14 protein-coding genes are annotated in these 17,749 nt (G+C 37.7%); 2 read left to right on the top strand and 12 right to left on the bottom strand.

The features are described 5' to 3' along the window. Positions 1 to 82: 82 nt before the first annotated feature. The 11 genes from gyrA to trpB form a co-directional block, all read right to left on the bottom strand. Positions 83 to 3,061, bottom strand: a complete 2,979-nt coding sequence (gyrA, locus tag QSG86_RS08045) for a DNA gyrase subunit A (RefSeq protein ID WP_317031008.1) — start codon at positions 3,059 to 3,061, stop codon at positions 83 to 85. A gap of 482 nt (positions 3,062 to 3,543) precedes the next feature. Continuing rightward, on the bottom strand, positions 3,544 to 4,476 hold the full coding sequence (locus QSG86_RS08040; protein ID WP_317031007.1) for an electron transfer flavoprotein subunit alpha/FixB family protein: 933 nt from the start codon (positions 4,474 to 4,476) through the stop codon (positions 3,544 to 3,546). Positions 4,477 to 4,493: 17 nt separating this feature from the next. Further along, positions 4,494 to 5,246 (bottom strand): electron transfer flavoprotein subunit beta/FixA family protein, encoded by a 753-nt coding sequence (locus QSG86_RS08035; RefSeq protein WP_317031006.1) that lies wholly within the window; start codon positions 5,244 to 5,246, stop codon positions 4,494 to 4,496. A 517-nt stretch (positions 5,247 to 5,763) separates the two neighbouring features. Beyond that, the gene (locus QSG86_RS08030; protein WP_317031005.1) at positions 5,764 to 6,147 is read right to left on the bottom strand and encodes a hypothetical protein; all 384 of its coding nucleotides are present in this window, start codon (positions 6,145 to 6,147) and stop codon (positions 5,764 to 5,766) included. A 251-nt stretch (positions 6,148 to 6,398) separates the two neighbouring features. Continuing rightward, positions 6,399 to 7,328: a tyrosine recombinase XerC gene (locus QSG86_RS08025; protein WP_317031004.1), complete on the bottom strand. Its 930-nt coding sequence runs from the start codon at positions 7,326 to 7,328 to the stop codon at positions 6,399 to 6,401. 258 nt (positions 7,329 to 7,586) lie between these two features. Beyond that, positions 7,587 to 8,432: a diaminopimelate epimerase gene (dapF, locus tag QSG86_RS08020; protein ID WP_317031003.1), complete on the bottom strand. Its 846-nt coding sequence runs from the start codon at positions 8,430 to 8,432 to the stop codon at positions 7,587 to 7,589. A gap of 13 nt (positions 8,433 to 8,445) precedes the next feature. Further along, positions 8,446 to 9,690, bottom strand: coding sequence for a diaminopimelate decarboxylase (lysA, locus tag QSG86_RS08015; protein WP_317031002.1), 1,245 nt, complete (start codon positions 9,688 to 9,690; stop codon positions 8,446 to 8,448). Positions 9,691 to 9,755: 65 nt separating this feature from the next. Beyond that, positions 9,756 to 9,959, bottom strand: a complete 204-nt coding sequence (gene lptM / locus QSG86_RS08010; RefSeq protein ID WP_317031001.1) for an LPS translocon maturation chaperone LptM — start codon at positions 9,957 to 9,959, stop codon at positions 9,756 to 9,758. Positions 9,960 to 10,088: 129 nt separating this feature from the next. Next, positions 10,089 to 11,492 carry an amino acid permease gene (locus QSG86_RS08005; RefSeq protein ID WP_317031000.1) on the bottom strand — a complete coding sequence of 468 codons (1,404 nt, stop codon included), beginning with the start codon at positions 11,490 to 11,492 and terminating at the stop codon, positions 10,089 to 10,091. 1,004 nt (positions 11,493 to 12,496) lie between these two features. Then, positions 12,497 to 13,288 carry a tryptophan synthase subunit alpha gene (trpA, locus tag QSG86_RS08000; protein WP_317030999.1) on the bottom strand — a complete coding sequence of 264 codons (792 nt, stop codon included), beginning with the start codon at positions 13,286 to 13,288 and terminating at the stop codon, positions 12,497 to 12,499. Beyond that, positions 13,285 to 14,499 (bottom strand): tryptophan synthase subunit beta, encoded by a 1,215-nt coding sequence (gene trpB / locus QSG86_RS07995; RefSeq protein WP_317032705.1) that lies wholly within the window; start codon positions 14,497 to 14,499, stop codon positions 13,285 to 13,287. Before trpB ends, trpA begins: the two co-directional genes overlap by 4 nt. A gap of 100 nt (positions 14,500 to 14,599) precedes the next feature. Here trpB and QSG86_RS07990 point away from each other — a divergent pair, with 100 nt between their 5' ends. Beyond that, positions 14,600 to 15,475: a LysR substrate-binding domain-containing protein gene (locus QSG86_RS07990; RefSeq protein ID WP_317030998.1), complete on the top strand. Its 876-nt coding sequence runs from the start codon at positions 14,600 to 14,602 to the stop codon at positions 15,473 to 15,475. A gap of 110 nt (positions 15,476 to 15,585) precedes the next feature. On the opposite strand, the gene QSG86_RS07985 is transcribed toward QSG86_RS07990, so the two are convergent. Further along, positions 15,586 to 16,071, bottom strand: coding sequence for a GNAT family N-acetyltransferase (locus tag QSG86_RS07985; RefSeq protein ID WP_317030997.1), 486 nt, complete (start codon positions 16,069 to 16,071; stop codon positions 15,586 to 15,588). Positions 16,072 to 16,452: 381 nt separating this feature from the next. Between QSG86_RS07985 and QSG86_RS07980 the strand changes: the two genes are divergently transcribed. Then, positions 16,453 to 17,631, top strand: coding sequence for an MFS transporter (locus QSG86_RS07980; protein WP_317030996.1), 1,179 nt, complete (start codon positions 16,453 to 16,455; stop codon positions 17,629 to 17,631). Positions 17,632 to 17,749: the final 118 nt, after the last annotated feature.

Here is a 17,749-nt window from a genome sequence, read left to right as displayed (position 1 = left end):
CAATCTTACAATTACAGAGACCATCATTGAGAGGCTACTGTGAGAAAAAGGACGCCTAAGCGTCCTTTTTAATTATGCGAATTTAGTCCTGTTCCGACTCTCTTAAATCTGATTCATTTTCAGTTTCATCCAGAATGGTTTCATCATCTGTAACCACTTCAGTTTCAAGTGAATCCAATACAATCTCGTCAGCTTCTTCTACAGATTCAACCGAAACGACACCAACTAGAATTTCATCATTACCGAGACGAATCAAACGCACACCTTGTGCATTACGTCCAGTAGTGGCAACTTCTGAAGCGCGGGTACGTACCAAAGTACCCCCATCAGAAATCAACATCAGTTCTTTGCTTTCATCAATAGACACAGCACCAACCAGCTCCCCATTACGCTCAGAGGTCTTAATGGCGATTACACCTTTACCGCCACGTTTTTTAGTTGGGAAATCACCCACTGGAGTACGTTTACCATAACCATTGGCACAAGCACAAAGCACTTCACCTGTTTCTGGTACCACCACCAATGAAACAATACGACTGGTCATACTTACTTCTGGTGTATCTTCGTCCTCTGGATCAATATCGCTTTCTTCCAGCTCATCGACTAAACTCGCGCCAATCGTGACACGCATACCACGTACACCTTTGGCAGAGCGCCCCATAGCACGAACATCAGTTTCAGCAAAACGAATTGCTTTACCTTCGTTCGAGAACAACATAATTTGCTGTTCACCATCGGTAATTGCAACACCGATCAAAGTATCTTCATCATTCAGTTCAATCGCACGTAAACCATTGGAACGTACGTTACTAAACTGCTCAAGTTCAACGCGTTTTACCGTACCTGCGGCTGTTGCCATAAAGACATAGAAGTTTTTACGTACAGCTTCCGCTTGTTGCGCAAAATCTTGAATGATTTCATCATCTAAATCACTTGCAGTAAGTTCTACGCCGAGTTGTTTTAATTGCACACGCAAGGCATCCGAAAGATCTTCAGCATCTGGCTCAAGCGCTGCTAAAGCAGCAGTCAATTCAGCATAGTGCGTATGAATAATTTCATTCTCTTGTAATTTAACGGCATTTGCTTTAACAAAGGCTTGAAAATCAATCAATCGCTCTTTAAATTTCTTTGGTGCATCCACGACAGGTAAAATTGCTGTAATAGTTTCATCGGCATCAAGTGGTAATAAATTTACCATTGGACGGCCTTTGGAACCACGTGATGCTTGTGGTACTTCAAATACTTTTAAACGATACACTTTACCCACATTGGTAAAACACAATACCGTTGCATGATTTGAAGTCACGATAAGATGCTGAATATAATCATCTTCTTTCATCGATGTTGCAGACTTACCACGTCCACCACGACGCTGTGCCGCATAATCAGATAACGGCTGAGTTTTGGCATATCCTGTTTTTGAAACCGTGAGTACCACTTGCTCTTCAGGAATCAAGTCCTCACGTGAAAAATCAATACGAGATTCCACAATATCTGTACGACGTGCATCACCATATTGCTGCAGAATCAGAGCCAATTCTTCTTTAATGACATTCATCAATAGATTAAAGTCATTTAAAATAGCAGTATATTCAGCGATTTGGCCTAAAATTTCAGCATATTCAGCATGTAATTTATCTTGCTCTAAACCCGTTAGACGATGCAAACGTAATTCTAGAATTGCTGCAACTTGAGTCGGTGAAAGACGATAAATTTGCGCATCTAACCCATAAGGTCGAGTTAAATCTTCACCATCAATCACCTCGGGACGTATAGAAATCGATCCTGCTTTTTCCAGTAATGAAATCACACCACCTGCGGACCATTCACCAGATTGAAGTCGTTCACGCGCTTCGGCTGGATTTGCAGAAGATTTAATGGTCTCAATAATGGCATCAATATTGGCTAACGCAACCGTAAGACCTTCTAAAATATGGCCACGTTCACGTGCTTTACGCAATTCAAACATGGTGCGGCGTGTCACAACTTCTTGACGGTGACGAATAAACGCAGCAATAATATCTTTTAAATTCATTAGCTTAGGTTGGCCATTATCGAGGCAAACCATATTAATGCTAAAAGAGTTTTCTAATTGTGTATTTAAGAATAAGTTATTGACAATGACTTCAGCATTTTCACCACGCTTTAAGTCAATAGCAATACGCATGCCCTCTTTATCAGATTCATCACGTAACTCTGAAATCCCTTCCAGTTTTTTCTCTTTTACTAATTCCGCAATACGTTCAATGGTTTTGGCTTTATTGACCTGATAAGGAATTTCTGTAAAGACAATCGTGATACGTCCAGTTTTGGCATCTTCCTCAAAATGATATTTACCACGTAAATAAAGACGTCCCTTACCAGTACGATATGCATCAACAATACCAGACTTACCATAGATGATACCACCTGTCGGAAAATCTGGTCCCGTAATATGCGCCATCAAACCTTCAATACTAATATGTGGATTTTCAGCATATGCCAAACATGCATGAATCACTTCGGTCATATTATGCGGTGCCATATTGGTGGCCATACCGACCGCAATACCTGTTACACCATTAATCAATAAATTGGGTACACGTGTTGGCATCACTTGCGGAATACGCTCAGAGCCATCGTAGTTATCTTCCCACTCTACCGTATCTTTTTCTAGATCGGCTAATAGCTCATGAGTAAGCTTACGCATACGTACTTCAGTATAACGCATTGCAGCAGCACTATCGCCATCGACAGAACCAAAGTTACCTTGACCATCGACCAATTGGTAACGCAAACTAAAGTCCTGCGCCATACGAACAATGGTTTCATAGACAGCAGAATCACCGTGAGGATGATATTTACCAATTACGTCACCCACGACACGAGCAGACTTTTTATACGCTTTATTATAGTCATTGCCCAGTTCGTGCATTGCGAAAAGCACACGACGATGAACTGGTTTAAGACCATCTCGTACATCTGGCAATGCTCGCGATACAATAACGCTCATCGCATAGTCTAAATACGAGTGTTTGAGTTCATCCTCAATGGCAATCGGTCTAATTTCCGATACGCTCATGCATACTCCTTATTCTACAAGCAATATTTACCTGTATTTATATGTCGTAAATTCAGCCATAAATCAGTTCAAAAAAGCTGAACTAATATTAAAAATTCAGTCGGATAGTATAGCATATTTCAGTCTAAATTGGTCTGTTTCATCACGAACATCATGATGATTTATTCTATGCATATTGAAAAGTCAATTGCGTATTAAACTCAATTTTAAAGCAGCACTTTAAATTAGAGATATCGCAAAATAAATGTACTCAGTATCTTGATTATTCTATTTTAAAAGATGATATTAATTCGATAGGATTTTCAATTTTCAACTCAATAATGTGAATATTCGCTCAAGAATTTATCATGATTATTCAGGCTATTAGAATAGTTTTAATCATCGTTGATTGGCCTAATATAAGCCAAAACCTTGTTGCATAAAAAATGCCAGTCTATAATAGACTGGCATGGTGTTATGGTTAGATTTAACCATTCACTCAATTAAAGTTTTGACACCAACTCTGGCACTACCGTATTCAGGTCGCCAACAAGCCAATAGTCTGCAACAGCGTTAATAGGTGCTTCTTCATCTTTGTTGATAGCAACAATCACCTTAGAGTCTTTCATTCCTGCCAAATGCTGAATCGCACCTGAAATTCCGACTGCGACATATAGGTCTGGTGCAACAATTTTACCTGTTTGCCCCACTTGCATATCATTCGGAACAAAGCCGGCATCAACTGCAGCACGTGAAGCGCCTTGAGCTGCACCTAATTTATCCGCTAATGGATCTAATACTTTATGGTAGTTTTCACCAGAACCCACACCACGTCCACCAGAAACAACAATACGTGCAGCAGTCAGTTCTGGGCGTTCAGATTTAACAATTTCTTCTGAAACAAATTTTGAAACACCGGCATCACCTTGTGCTGCAATCGTTTCAATAGCAACAGGACCACTGTTGGCACCCACTGGATCAAATGCTGTACCACGTACAGTTGCAACCACAATCGCCTCACTCGACTCTACAGTTGCAATCGCGTTACCTGCATAAATTGGACGTTTAAAAGTTTTAGGACCTTCAACCGCAATAATGTCAGTAATCATGCTGACATCTAAAAGTGCAGCCGCGCGAGGAAGAATATTCTTCCCTGTCGTAGTTGCAGCAGCCAAAATATGACTATAGCCTTGACCTAATGCTGCAATTAATTTAGCAACATTTTCAGCCAACTGATTGGCATAAATTGCATCATCAGCCAATAAAACCTTGCTAATTCCTGCAATTTTAGCCGCTTGCTCAGCAACAGCCTGTACGCCAGAACCAGCAACCAATACAGTGATATCACCACCAATTTTTTCAGCCGCAGCAACAACGTTTAATGTTGCACCATTCAGTGCTTTGTTGTCGTGCTCAGCGATAACTAAAATACTCATGATTTTATCCTTCTGTATTAGATCACTTTCGCTTCATTTTTTAACTTATCTACAAGCTCATCCACAGATTTCACTTGTACGCCAGCTTTACGTTCTGCAGGTGGTTCAACTTTAACTGTCTTCAATTGAGTGCTAGAAGTTATACCATAATCTGCTGCAGACTTAATATCTAATGGCTTTTTACGTGCTTTCATAATGTTTGGTAATGCCGCATAACGTGGCTCATTCAAACGTAAATCAGTAGTAATCACCGCAGGAAGTCCAAGCTCAACAGTTTGTAATCCGCCATCAATTTCACGGGTCACGACAACTTTATCACCATCAACTTTAACTTCTGATGCAAATGTACCTTGACCTGCGCCAAGTAAAGCAGCAAGCATTTGACCCACTTGATTAGAGTCATCATCAATCGCTTGTTTACCCAAAAGAATCAGTTGTGCCTGTTCAGCCTCAACAATCGCTTTTAAGATTTTTGCAACTTCAAGTGCACCAATTTGATTGTCGTCAGCTTCAACCAAAATACCACGATCAGCACCAAGTGCCATCGCTGAACGAATTTGTTCTTGAGCTTCTTTAGGACCAATAGAAACAACAACAATTTCTGAAACGATTCCTTTTTCTTTCAAACGAACCGCTTCTTCCACTGCGATTTCACAGAATGGGTTTATTGACATTTTTACGTTAGTAAGTTCGACCCCACTATGGTCTGGTTTAACGCGAACTTTAACGTTGGCATCAACCACACGTTTTACAGCAACAAGAGCCTTCATGTAATCCTCGGCTGTTTTAGCAAATATAGAAATTGAGAAAAGTTATGACAACTCTTCACTTAAATTTTTTTAGGTGCCCTATCTTGCAATGTGTATGGTATTTCGGTCAAGTCACAATTGGCTAAAGACCTGTAAAAAAGCGTAAAATTCACTGAACGATGCGTTCACATTTTTATATTTTCCATTTGACCATAGTAATGGATCACTTTTTAAACATTGATTTATATTACTTTTTATCTTATTTAGCTCATCAGAAGTTCTGATAACTTAATTTAAAATAGTGACCATCACTAAAATTTTATACCTATTCGCACCGATCATTGCATGGCCGTTCTGTCAACTGATCCACAATAACGCACAGTTTAGAAAAAAGTCTATACGACCTAAACAAGATCAAAAGGTAAAATGTGCTTTTTTAACAATCTTAAACATTCCTGATATTCAACCTAAAAACCCAATGTGGCTTTAGTCTTAAAATCATGATGTATTTTTTACTGGGTCAGCAAAAAACAGATGATTAAAAATTAGTCTCACTCATTTTTCCTGCCAAAAAATCACGATGGATATGGCTTAAATCAATCATTGGATATGCTTGCAAATTAAAAGTCTGCCAAATTGCAATAAAATTTTCTGCTGTATCTAAGTTTTTGTCAGTTACTGGTGTAGCTTGCCACTTTAAATCAGAAATCCACAGGTATGTTTGCTGCGTTTCTGGATTAAAAGCTTGTAACTTGCCTTGTGAATTAATCCCTTGTACATCGGCACCACAAGGCAATAACGCCTTGATTGTAGGCAAACTGACTTCGACAAAATGTTTGATCTGTCTTAAGCCATAACCTGCGAAAATTTCTTTTTGTACTTCAGTAAGCTGATCATATTTTTGCTGAATGTCTGTTATCATCTTAAAGCCTTATTTTTTAATTTGTCTCTCGAACTATGGAACACTAAAACTTTTTTATCCAGCACAATTCAGGTATAAAATTGAGTTTTTAATGATCCATTACTGTATCTAAAATCTTTTGTTTTTGTGATAAGACGTTAGTTCAAAATTTAACAATATTGCGCTATAAAGCCGCACATCTATCTTCATTGGGGGAAAATAGGTGTTTTATCCCATATTATACTACTCGCCCTACACTCAATAGAGATTTATCAAAGCGTAGACTTCTTTATTTGAGCACGAGGATGTGCTTGATCATACACCTTGGCAAGATGATTAAAGTCCACATGGGTATAAATCTGTGTGGTGGTTAAATTACTATGACCTAACATCTCTTGTACAACTCGAAGATCACCACTATTTGATAACATATGACTGGCAAAACAATGACGGAGTAAATGTGGGTGTAAATCAACACTGACGCCTGCTCTTTGTGCCTGTAATTTCACTCGATTTTCAATTTGCCTTACTCCCAAAGGCTGACCTTTTTGGGTAATAAAAACCTGTGCCTCAGCCACAATATTAGGCTGCCACGTTGCATAGCATTCTAACCATACGAATAATGCATCTTTGGCTTTAGTCCCAAAAGGAATAATTCTGGTCTTATTCCCCTTACCTGTTACTCTAAGCAATTGGCGCTGAAAATCAATATCTTTAATGCGTAAGCCTTGTACTTCAGATAATCGCAATCCACTGGAATATAATAATTCTAAAATCGCCTTGTCTCGTATCCAAAGCTGTTTTTGTAATGCTGATGATGGTGGTGGCTGATCTAAAATCTGAGTAATAATCTCAACATCAATCATTCCCGGTAAGGGTCGTGGCTGTCGTCTTAACTGAAAATCATCACTTGGATTAAATACAAGATAATGTCCTTGTTCAGCCCATTTCATAAATTGACGAATTGCAGAAAGCATACGCTGCATGGTACTTGAACTTAATTGATCAATCTCCACTTTGGCTGCTAAATAACGACGTAAATCAGAGGTTTCCAAGTGGTTTAACGCCAATTTCTGACGGTCACAATAGTTTAAAAAATCAGCAACATCACGCTCATAAGCAATCAAAGTATGTTGAGAATGATGCTGTATTTCTCGTTCTTTTAACCACATGGAAAGTAATTGCATAGTATTTTGTTGCATTTTACTGTTCCTAAATCATCACAGTGATGGCGTTATCAACAATCGATCATATTAAAATACATCCCGACCCAATCGATGATGATCAATGATCATCCAAATCAATAGCAAGTTTATTTTAAGTATAATCAGCATCATATTCGAGATTATATCGATCCATCATGCACCATTTGGCAAAATCTGATTGATCATTCAAGTATCCTCATCCTGACAGACAAGGATACTTTGATTTTAAACACTTTAAGATTAAAACTGCGCTAACTAAACTTGAAAATAGCTTAAATCTAATTGACCATTATAAACCAGTGCTGTTGGCCCAGTCATCCAGACCACATCCCCTTCACACCATTCAATTAACAGCTTACCACCAGCCAGTTCTACTTCAACCGCATTGGCTAATAAACCACGGCGTATACCAGAGACTGCTGCTGCACATGCACCAGTACCACAGGCTAAGGTTTCCCCAACACCGCGCTCAAAAACACGTAACCGTGTATGTTTTTCATCAACAATTTGCATAAAGCCAACATTGACACGTTGTGGAAAACGAGAATGCGACTCGACTTGTGGACCAATACCTGCCACATCTGCGGTCAATACATTTGCTACAATCGTCACGGCATGAGGATTGCCCATATTGACCACATCAATGATCAATTGTTGCTGATCAGGCAAATCAATAGCGTATAAATTATCTGGTTCTGCTGCAATAAACGGAATTTCTGCTGGAAGAAATTTAGGGTAGCCCATATTGACACGCACCCAACCATTTTGTCCGAGTTCTGGCTCAACCATTCCAGATTTAGTTTGTACCTTTATTTTAGTTTTTGTCGTCAGTTGACGATCATGTACAAAACGGGCAAAACAACGCACACCGTTACCACACTGTTCTACCTCAGAACCATCAGCATTAAAAATCCGGTATTTAAAATCTGCATTGGGTACATCGGGTGGTTCAACAATCAATAACTGATCAAAACCAATACCAAAATGTCGATCTGCAAGACGCTGAATCGTTAAGGTATCAAAACATGCTTTCTGGCTAATTAAGTCAACAACCATAAAGTCATTACCCAAGCCATGCATTTTTGCAAATTCTAATAGCATTTTAAATGACTCCTTAAGGCAATAAATGCTCACGTTCCCAAAGCGATTCTAGTGTTTCGCGTTCACGAATTAAATATGATTCATGGCCATCTACCATGACTTCTGCTGCACGACCACGACTATTATAATTTGAACTCATCACAAAGCCATATGCACCCGCACCCAATACCGCCAAAACATCATTGTCCTGCAATGCCAGTGAACGTTGTTTACCTAAAAAGTCACCCGTTTCACAAATCGCACCTACAATATCCCATAGCTGTGTTTGAGCATCTGTCCGCGGTGTAACTGCTTGAATATCCATCCATGCCTCATAGAGCGCTGGGCGAATCAAGTCATTCATTGCTGCATCAACAATGGCAAAATTACGATGATTGGTCGGCTTAAGTAAATCTACTTTGGTTAATAACACACCTGCATTGGCAGAAATACTACGGCCTGGTTCCATATAGACTTTTAAAGCCAGTTTTTCTAGTGCTGGTTCTAGTGCATGAGCATACGCTTCAACACTAGGTGGGGTTTCATCTTTATAGGTTACTCCAAGCCCACCACCAATATCGATATGCTTTAAGTGAATACCTAATGATTTAAGTTGCTCAATCATCACCACGACACGATCAAGTGCATCAACGAAAGGTTGTGTTTCCGTTAACTGAGAGCCGATATGACAATCTATACCAACAATGTCTAAATGAGATAAAGATGCCGCATATTGGTAGGTTTCAAAAACAACATCTGATGGAATACCAAATTTATTTTCTTTTAATCCGGTTGAAATATAAGGATGTGTTTTTGCATCGACATCAGGATTTACACGTAAAGAAATCGGTGCTTTTCGATCCAAACGCTTTGCAACACGCTGAATACGGTCTAACTCGGCATAAGATTCCACATTAAAACAAGCAATGCCAACATTTAAAGCCTGTTCAATATCGCTTTCGGTTTTACCTAAACCAGAAAATACGATTTTAGCAGGATCACCACCAGCTTTTAGTACACGTGCTAATTCCCCGCCAGTGACAATATCAAAACCCGCACCCAGTTTGGCTAATACATTCAATACCGCAAGGTTAGAATTAGACTTTACCGCAAAACAAATTTGATGATCGATAAAGCTAAATGCACGATCCATATCTAAATAATGTTTTTCAAAGCTTGCCTTTGAATAAACATAAAGTGGCGTGCCAAATTGCTCTGCAAGCTGCTGTAATGAACATTGCTCGGCATGCAATACCCCATTAATGCGGGTGAAACTCATGAATGTATCCTTTCGTTAAAGCGAGAATGGTGTCGTAATTAAAAAATGAGTCAGCTCAACGAGACTCATTCAGTGGCTACAGCTGCTGATGCCTCTTGTTGTACTGCAATTTGCTGCTGTTGCTGAGGTTTAGCATCTGGATATAACAAATATTTTGCACGTTTATCATAATTCGGATCATTCGGTAGCTGTAAAGCTCCGGTTTGACCACATGCCACAAGTAAGCTACTGCAAAGTATAAGACCCATGCAGCAAATGACGAGACGCATTTGACCACCTATTTAATCGTTGATAGAAAAGTATACCGTGATCATGGATCATGACCAAAGAATTAAAAGTTAAAGATTATCGCTAGTCATAAAAAAACGCCAGTTTTTCACTGACGTTTTATAGAGATATTATTTCCGTTTGGCCCTATAAAAACCAAAATAGCCAATTAACAAAATAACAAACCAAATTGGACTTACTTTAAGTGCCTGAAAAGTATCTTCTTCTAAAGATAAAACATAAATCATACCGATAAAGAAAATAATTACAATCCAACATATAAATAATCCGCCAGGTAACTTAAATTTAGATTTGGCATGCAATTCTGGACGTGTTTTATAATAAACAATATAGCTCCACATCACCATGAGCCATACGCAAATAAAGAAAATCGTCGACAATGTGGTGGCTAAGGTAAATGCTTTAACGGTATTGGGCACAAAATATTGTAATGCCGCACCACATAGCAAGCACAATGCAGAAAAATATAATGCATTATCTGGTACAGCACGTGCATTTAAACGACCAAAAGCACGCGGTCCTTGCTTCTCACGTGATAAACCAAACAGCATTCGACTGGTTGAAAAAACACCGCTATTCATTGATGACATCACGGATGATAATACCACTAAGTTCATAATAATCGCCGCAGCAGCAATCCCTGCTTGGCCAAACAAACTTACAAATGGAGAGGTGGTTGGATCAATATGATTCCATGGTGTTACAGACATCACAATTAATAATGCCAGTACATAGAAGATAATAATTCGAATTGGAATTGAATTAACGGCTTTTGGTAAATTACGTTCAGGATCTTTGGTTTCTGCTGCCGTAGTTCCTACTAACTCCACGCCAACAAAGGCAAAAATTGCAATTTGGAAACCTGCTAAAAACCCTAAAGTTCCTGTAGGGAATAAACCATCATATTTCCATAGATTACTAAATGAAGCCACTTGACCAGCATCTGATGTAAACCCGGTGAAAATCATCCATAAACCGACTAAAATCAAAACGATAATAGCAATAATCTTGACCAGTGCAAACCAGAACTCTAATTCACCGAATAGTTTTACGGTAACTAAGTTAAGCCCCATGATAAAAACAATGGCGGCAATACTAATCATTACCCCTTGTCCGGGCGAAAATGCCTCTCCACCATTAAAAAATTGCAAGTAGTAAATAATTGCTGATAAATCTGCAATACCAATGGTAATCCAGCATAACCAATAGGTCCACCCAACAAAATAGCCCGCCCATGGGCCAATTAAATCTGAGCTAAAATCAATAAATGACTTATATTGAAGATTGGATAATAATAATTCGCCAAGCGCACGCATAACGAAAAAAATCATTAAGCCAATAATCATATAAATAAAGAGAATAGAAGGTCCTGCTAAACTAATGGTTTTACCAGAACCCATAAATAAACCTGTACCGATAGCCCCGCCAATGGCAATTAATTGTAAATGCCGATTAGATAAACTTCGTTGCAAGTCACCCTTTTCCGTTGGCGAATTGATGTTTTGTTCTGACATTAATTTGATTCACATTTTTCGTACATTTGTTACAAATTAACGTAATTTTGATAAAACTCAAAAAAAAATTGTGGATCATCTAATTTTTCCAATTAGCTATCAAAGTTAATTCATTTTTCTTATCTGGATTATAAATGGCAATTTTATTGCATAGAAAATAAATATCTTATATATATAAATAACTTGATAGTTAGTAATTAGACAATAAATCCAGTAACCCGTTTGATTATCAGACTTTAGTCGATGGATCAGCATAGCAGGAATTTTTTTAGATTTAAAAATAAAATAGATACTTCAACTGAAATACATCTAAATTAAAAAATCTGTGATCTCAATGATAGTCGTTATGTATACCATCATGCTGCATAGACATCACCAAATCTACTGATAGCACATCATAACAAAGATTCATCCTATATTGATTCAAAATCAATAGCGCTAAAGATGATGCAATTGAGCGCTATCTCAAGGACAATCCTATTCATATTGATCAAAATAATACCTAGCTTCTATAGCATGGACGATTATAATGGTATCGACATTTTTCACATGATCTTCATCAAACTGTCATGAAATTTTCATCTACAAACTGCATAGTAAAAGAAAAAAATAACACCCTTAAAGAGAGCAAAATAACCCATTTGGCAACATTTGGGTCTTTTTTTTAATCAAAACATCAATTTGATCAAAAAAAAGACATCATTACGATATTACACGATCTATAAAAGATTACTTTTTAACCAATCATGTGCGTTAAAGCTCACAAAACGTACAGCCAATTACGCCTAGATTGATCATTATTTTTTTTATATGATGATTTTATAGAGAACAGGATGTTCTAACACAGATCACAATAAGAATAAGTGCCACACCAGGATCGTGAAGCTCAACAGGAGTTAAGCTTAAACAACCCATACAAAAAGACCTCAACAGGATGTTGGGGTCTTTTTTATATCATTCTATTATCCACGATGATCAATATGCTGCAGTCTATTCAATCATTTTTAAATAACAGTGGGATTTCGCAATAATTTGGCATATCGATTGACTTTTTGCAAAGTCATACTTATTCCTTGATGGAATAAAGTGTCCACCAAAGCCGAGCCAATAATAATAAAATCAACATGGTTTGCTAAAGCACTCACATGTGTTTCACTACTGATCCCAAAACCCACTGCGACTGGAATATGACAGTGTGGTTTTATTTGCGCCAGCTTTTTTTTGACTTGAGGCAGATTTAACACTCCTCCTGTGGTGCCATTTTCTGCAACATGATAAATAAAACCTGTGGCCTGCTGTGTAATTTGCGCCAATCTTTTAGGCGTGGTTGTAGGTGCTGTCATTGCAATCAAATGGATGTTATGTTTCTGTAAAACAGGTTGAAATTTCTCTTTATATTCATCAGGTAAATCGAGCAAAATAAGACCATCAATCCATAAGGCTGTTGCTGTAATCAATTTTTCAAAACCATATTGCATCACCGGATTAAAATAACTCATCAGTACAATCGGTGTAGATGGATCACGCTGTCTTAACTGCTGAATTAACTGAATGGTTTTCAGCATTGTTTGCCCTTGATGTAATGCACGAGCATGCGCTGCTTGGATAATCTCACCATCAGCGATTGGATCAGAAAATGGTACCCCAATTTCAATGATATCTGCACCTGCCCGCCCCAGTTGACTCAATAAACAAACACTTTGTGAGAAGTCAGGATCTCCCGCTGTAAAATAACAAATCAGGCCAGTTCTATGCTGTTGTTGCAGCTTACTAATAGTTTGATCTAAACGATTCATCGTATACTACCTCCGACAAGATAGCGTTGAACAGTCATTAAATCCTTATCCCCTCTGCCACTTAAATTAACCATAATAGTTTGCTCGGGATTCATATTTTTGGCCAACTGAACCGCATAAGCAATGGCATGAGCGCTTTCTAAAGCTGGGATAATCCCTTCTTGTTGAGCAAGCAACTGAAAAGCCTGAACGGCTTGCTGATCATTAACAGTACAATAAGTAACCCGACCAGTTTCAAATAGCAAGGCATGTTCAGGACCAATACCGGGATAATCTAATCCTGCAGAAATGGAATGTGCTTCTAGAATCTGGCCATCTAAATCCTGTAATAGATAGGTCAAATTACCATGCAATACACCAATTCGACCTTTGTTGATTGATGCAGCATGCTGTGCTGTCTCTAGACCCTGACCACCTGCCTCTATAGCAAACATTTTAACTTGTCGATCTGTCAGGAAAGGATGCATGAGTCCTAATGCATTTGATCCCCCTCCAACACAAGCCACCAAGGCATCAGGTAATTTATTTTCTTTTAAAAGTATCTGATGTCTTGCCTCTATACCAATCACCTTCTGAAATTCTCTCACCATCATAGGATAAGGATGTGGCCCAGCACCAGTACCGAGTAAATAATAACTGTTGTCAATATTTTTCATCCAATCACGTAATGCTTCATTCATGGCATCTTTTAAAGTTGCTTGCCCCTTTTGAACACATCTTAATTCAGCACCCAATAATTTCATGCGCTCCACATTACTCTGCTGACGCTGAATATCACGTTCTCCCATATAAATAATGCATTGCATTTTAAATAATGCACAGACTGTTGCCGTTGCTACACCATGCTGGCCAGCACCCGTTTCTGCAATAATACGTGTTTTCCCCATCGTGCGAGCCAATAAAATTTGCCCCACACAATTATTAATTTTATGTGCTCCTGTATGATTTAAATCTTCTCTTTTTAGATATATTTTGGCACCACCAACATAATCTGTTAGATTTTTTGCATAATAAAGTGGACTAGGTCGTCCGACAAAATCCGTTAAAATTTGACGATATTCAGCCCAAAACTCAGCTTTAGATCGCATCTCATCAAATTTTTGTTGTAAATCCTTTAACGCAGGCATCAGACTTTCTGGCATATAACAGCCGCCAAACTGATCAAAAAAACCAGATTGATCAGGACCATCACCCATATAAGGTACTGTCATCATATTGCTCTTATCATTGAAATTTAATTTATGTTATGACATTTCCATTGCGCTGATAATTGATATATTTTATAGGATTGATGTTAGAAAAATTCACACCATGAAACGTAGACATTTACCCTCATTAAATGCATTAAAAGCATTTGAAGCCGTGGCAAGACATCAAAGTTTTAGCTTAGCGGCAGAAGAATTATGTGTGACCCATAGTGCAATCAGCCATCAAATTAAATATTTAGAACAATGGTTTGATCAAAAACTGTTTATCCGACATTCATCCAAGATTTCACTTCATCACAATGCAGTAGCTTTAGCGAATCTTTGCACTGATCTGTTTAATCAATTAGAAACCTCTGTGATGGCTTTAAACCAGCAATCGGCCGAAGTAGAAATTGTGATTGGTGCATCACATAGTTTTATGGCCAATTGGCTCATTGCTCGCTTAGAAAAACTGGAGCTTTGCTATCCACATATCCATATTAAATTAATGATATGTAATGAGTTAAAAAATTTAGAAAAAAATAAAGTTGATATTTTTATCAATAGCTTACATATGAATACTGCATTAACTGAGCCATTTGAAAAACATCTATTATTTGCCGATAATATGGGACCCGTTTATAACCATAAACTTTATCAACCACAACATATTGAAGATTTATTGCAATATCCGCGACTCCATACACATTCTAATCAACAAGCTTGGTCAATCTGGTGTAATCGCAACAATTTGGATAGTTTAACAAAAACCCATGATCGTTATTTCGATCACTTGAATTTAATGATAGAAGCCGCTGTTTCTGGATTAGGGATCGCAATAGCACCTGAAATTTTAGTCGAAAAAGAAATCCTTAACCAAAGACTGTCCGCACCTTTTGGTTTTCATTTCTGTGATTATCATTTTTATGCCATTATTCGAAAGAACGCTGATCGTCATAATCTTATTGAAATTATTGACTGGTTGAAACATACAGCTTAGTGACCTCGCATCGATAGACTGCATTTTTGATCTTTATAATCGAGCTCCAACTTGATTTATTGGGCTAATGACGGATTCGCTACTGGCTTAACAAGGTGACCGCATATTTATCATTTTTTACTGAAAAATGAGCGATTCAGTCGATATTTTAAAAATTTTTCACCGTCAATCATTGTTTCATTTTCAAACTGAAAACCTAATAAGCCAATGGCTTTTAATTTAGTTCTTGTCGGTGGCAATAAAATGGTAACAGATTCAAGACCCATTTGCATAAACGCCATTTTGATGATTTGATGAAAAATATTGCGACCAAGTCCCCAATATTGTGGATGCAGTACTAAAGCTAAATCAGCATCCCCTTGTTCATATTGCAATCCTCCCCAACCTGCAAATTTTCCATTGACAAGAAATGCCCAAGGCCCATAGCCATATTGCTGCCATTGTTGTTCTTTTTCTTGGATCCACGCTAAACATTGTACCTGATCAAAAATCACACCTTTTGCCAAAGGCATATGTTGCAGTACACGTGGATGAGTATGTAGCGTAATAATATCCTGATGACAAATTTTTGTTAAACGTTGAAACTGAATCTGCAATTTTTTCTCACTTTAAAGTGATCATCATAAATTAAAATTAACATAAACAATCTATTAAAAAAATAGTTTTAGTCTAAATACATATCATCTGATTTAATTCTAATTTAATCACCAAATCAGTGAATGTGATATGCTTATCAAGTCATTGCGCTAAATGATATCATTGATATTACTGTTTAATATATGCTCACCAGCATAAAATCTCAGAGCATGTTGCTATCTTTTTTTATGAGTTTATATTTAACAATAATAATATGATTTATATATATTTTTATCAAAAATAAATCAAAACAGATCTAAATAAACTCTGAATAGAGTTTATCCAGCTAAAGGCATTCAGTATATTGTGCTGCAACATTATATTTGAAGTCACACATCAATTTGAAAACTGCGGATCTTACTCAATCAAACTCCCGAGCAAGTTTACAAGCTTGGCTCGCTGTTATCGCTGTTGCTTTGGCCATTTTTATTGTGGTGAGTGCTGAAATGCTACCGATTGGCTTATTAACGCCGATTGCAGAAAGTATGCAACAACCCTTAGGAAATACCAGTCTAATTATTTCGATGCCATCTCTGATTGCCGCGATAACTGCACCCTGTGTCATTTTAATATTCAATCATATTAATAGACGTAAGTTATTGCTTTTATTCATGTTGATATTATTTGTTTCTACACTAACATTTGCGATAGCCGATGCTTTTTATTGGTTACTATTTGCTCGTGTATTGTTTGGTATTGCCATGGGAGGCATCTGGTCTTTGGCAGGAAGTCTTGCCGTTCGTTTAGTCCCAACAGCTCAAGTTGGACTTGCCACATCAATTATTTTTAGCGGTGTTGCGGCTGCCTCTGTATTAGGGGTACCTATGGGTGTCTATTTGGGAGATTTATTTGGCTGGCGGATGGCTTTTATTAGCTTAGCTGGCTGTATTGCCATCATTTTCCTAATGTTATGGTGGTCATTGCCATCACTTGCTGTACAGCAACGAAATAGCTGGAAAAATGCTCTTATTGTTTTAAAAAAAACCAGTATTATTATTGGTTTGGCATTAACCTTATTGATCGTAACCGGGCAGTTTGCAAGCTATACCTTTATTCGGCCTCTGCTACAAGAAATGGCTCATTTTCCAGATTCAGCGATTGGAATATTACTGCTTATCTATGGCATTTTTGGGATTTTAGGTAACTTTATTTTAGGGTTTACCATTCAAAAATTTCTTTGGCAAACCTTATTTGTCATTGCTTCATTATTAAGTATTACTTTATTTTTATTTATGTTTCTAGGTCACTCACCCTTGTTAAGTATTCTGTTGTTATTTATTTGGGGACTTGCCTATGGGGGTGTTTCAGTCTCATTAATGACTTGGATGATTCGTTCAGCCCCTGATCATATTGAACTCGGATCTGCATTTAATATTGCCATATTTAATCTTTCAATCGGCTTGGGTGCATTTTTAGGTGGCGTAATTTATGATGGCATTGGCTTAGAAATAAACCTTGTTTTTTCCTGTATATTGACCTGTTTAGCAGCGATTTTAGTCTTGAGTTACCGTCATCGCTAGCATCACAATCTGCTCAAAATATGATGATTGATCAGTGAGTGAATCGAGCATAATATTTCGCATTGGCTTAATCACCTGATACAGATCTGTGCATATAACGTATCTTTTGCCATCATGT

The organism is Acinetobacter sp. SAAs474 (assembly GCF_032823475.1).
GTDB lineage: Bacteria > Pseudomonadota > Gammaproteobacteria > Pseudomonadales > Moraxellaceae > Acinetobacter.
The sequence above is the reverse complement of the archived record's forward strand: the minus strand, read 5'-3'. Positions and strand labels throughout refer to the sequence as shown.

Bases quoted from the DNA above. Each gene is read 5' to 3' on its own strand.
- QSG86_RS08040 (WP_317031007.1), bottom strand. From the start codon at position 4,476: ATGAGTATTTTAGTTATCGCTGAGCACGACAACAAAGCACTGAATGGT.
- trpA (WP_317030999.1), bottom strand. From the start codon at position 13,288: ATGAATCGTTTAGATCAAACTATTAGTAAGCTGCAACAACAGCATAGA.
- QSG86_RS08005 (WP_317031000.1), bottom strand. From the start codon at position 11,492: ATGTCAGAACAAAACATCAATTCGCCAACGGAAAAGGGTGACTTGCAA.
- QSG86_RS08035 (WP_317031006.1), bottom strand. From the start codon at position 5,246: ATGAAGGCTCTTGTTGCTGTAAAACGTGTGGTTGATGCCAACGTTAAA.
- QSG86_RS08030 (WP_317031005.1), bottom strand. From the start codon at position 6,147: ATGATAACAGACATTCAGCAAAAATATGATCAGCTTACTGAAGTACAA.
- dapF (WP_317031003.1), bottom strand. From the start codon at position 8,432: ATGCTATTAGAATTTGCAAAAATGCATGGCTTGGGTAATGACTTTATG.
- lysA (WP_317031002.1), bottom strand. From the start codon at position 9,690: ATGAGTTTCACCCGCATTAATGGGGTATTGCATGCCGAGCAATGTTCA.
- trpB (WP_317032705.1), bottom strand. From the start codon at position 14,499: ATGACAGTACCTTATATGGGTGATGGTCCTGATCAATCTGGTTTTTTT.
- gyrA (WP_317031008.1), bottom strand. From the start codon at position 3,061: ATGAGCGTATCGGAAATTAGACCGATTGCCATTGAGGATGAACTCAAA.
- lptM (WP_317031001.1), bottom strand. From the start codon at position 9,959: ATGCGTCTCGTCATTTGCTGCATGGGTCTTATACTTTGCAGTAGCTTA.
- QSG86_RS07990 (WP_317030998.1), top strand. From the start codon at position 14,600: ATGAAACGTAGACATTTACCCTCATTAAATGCATTAAAAGCATTTGAA.
- QSG86_RS08025 (WP_317031004.1), bottom strand. From the start codon at position 7,328: ATGCAACAAAATACTATGCAATTACTTTCCATGTGGTTAAAAGAACGA.